Source organism: Actinomycetota bacterium (genome assembly GCA_005774595.1).
Lineage (GTDB): Bacteria > Actinomycetota > Coriobacteriia > Anaerosomatales > D1FN1-002 > D1FN1-002.
Window position 1 is genome coordinate 1 of record VAUM01000387.1, and the last position, 1,614, is coordinate 1,614.

At 68.0% G+C, this 1,614-nt stretch carries 1 protein-coding gene; it reads right to left on the reverse strand.

The annotated features are described in order from the left end of the window. On the reverse strand, positions 1 to 1,613 hold a 1,613-nt coding region (locus FDZ70_10365; protein ID TLM66684.1), incomplete at its 3' end, for a tandem-95 repeat protein. Between the last annotated feature and the right edge of the window lies 1 nt (position 1,614).

A 1,614-nucleotide genomic window follows, 5' to 3' on the forward strand; every position in this document is an offset into this window, starting at 1 on the left:
GCGACCGGCGCGTCGTTGACCGGCGTGACAGTGATCGTGACGGTCGCTGCGGTCGGTGAGTCGTCGGTACCGTCGTTGCAGTAGTACGTGAACGAGTCGGTGCCGTTCCAGTCGGGGTCCGGTGTGTAGAGGAACGACCCGTCGGCGAGCAGCACGAGCGTGCCGTTCGCCACGTCGGCGACGAGCACCGCGCTGATCGGATCGCCCTCGACGTCGGTGTCGTTGCCGAGAACACCAGGCGCCGCGACCGTGAGCGTCGTGTCCTCCGCGGTGGAGTAGGAGTCCGCGACCGCGACCGGGGCGTCGTTGACCGGCGTCACCGTGATGTCGACGGTGACCACGTTCGAGTCGGCCGTGCCGTCGTTCGCGTGGTAGGTGAACGAGTCCGGACCGTTGTAGTCCGCATCCGGCACGTAGGTGAAGCTGCCGTCGGCGTTCAGCGTGAGCGTGCCGTTGGACACGCCGGTGTCCAGCACCGCGTCGAGCGGATCGCCGTCCACGTCGGTGTCGTTCACGAGCACGCCCGGGGCCGCGACCGTCAGCGTCGCGTCCTCGGCGGTCGAGTACGAATCCGCGACCGCGACCGGCGCGTCGTTGACCGGGCCGACCGTGATGTCGACCGTGACCACGTTCGAGTCGGCCGTGCCGTCGTTGGCGTGGTAGGTGAAGGAGTCCGTACCGTTCCAGTCCGCGTCCGGCACGTAGGTGAAGCTGCCGTCGGCGTTCAGCGTGAGCGTCCCGTTGGAGACGTCGGTGTCGAGCACGGCGTCGAGCGGATCGCCGTCGACGTCGGTGTCGTTTCCGAGCACGCCCGGAGCGGCGACCGTGAGCGTCGTGTCCTCGGCCGTCGAATACGAGTCGCCTGTCGCCACCGGAGCGTCGTTGACCGGGGTCACCGTGATGTCGACCGTGACGATGTTCGAGTCGGCGGTGCCGTCGTTGGCGTGGTAGGTGAAGCTGTCGGAGCCGTTCCAGTCAGCGTCCGGCACATAGGTGAAGCTGCCGTCGGCGTTGAGCACGAGCGTGCCGTTGGACACGTCGGTGTCGAGCACCGCGTCGAGCGGATCGCCGTCCACATCCGAGTCGTTGGTCAGCACACCCGGAGCGGCGACGGTGAGCGTCGTGTCCTCGGCCGTCGAGTAGGAGTCCGCGACCGCGACCGGGGCGTCGTTCACAGGCGTGACGGTGATGTCGACCGTGACCACGTTCGAGTCGGCCGTGCCGTCGGACGCGTGATAGGTGAAGCTGTCGCTGCCGTTCCAGTCGGCGTCCGGGACGTAGGTGAAGCTGCCGTCGGCGTTCAGGGTGAGCGTGCCGTTCGACACGTCCGTGTCGAGCACGGCGTCGAGCGGATCGCCGTCGATATCGGTGTCGTTGGTCAGCACGCCGGGGGCTGCGACCGTGAGCGTCGTGTCCTCGGCGGTGGAGTAGGAGTCACCTGCTGCGACCGGCGCGTCGTTGACGGGCGTGACGGTGATGTCGACGGTGACGACGTTCGAGTCGGCCGCGCCGTCGTTGGCGTGGTAGGTGAACGAGTCGGGACCGTTGTAGTCCGCGTCCGGCACGTAGGTGAAGCTGCCGTCGGCGTTCAGGGTCAGCGTGCCGTTGGACACG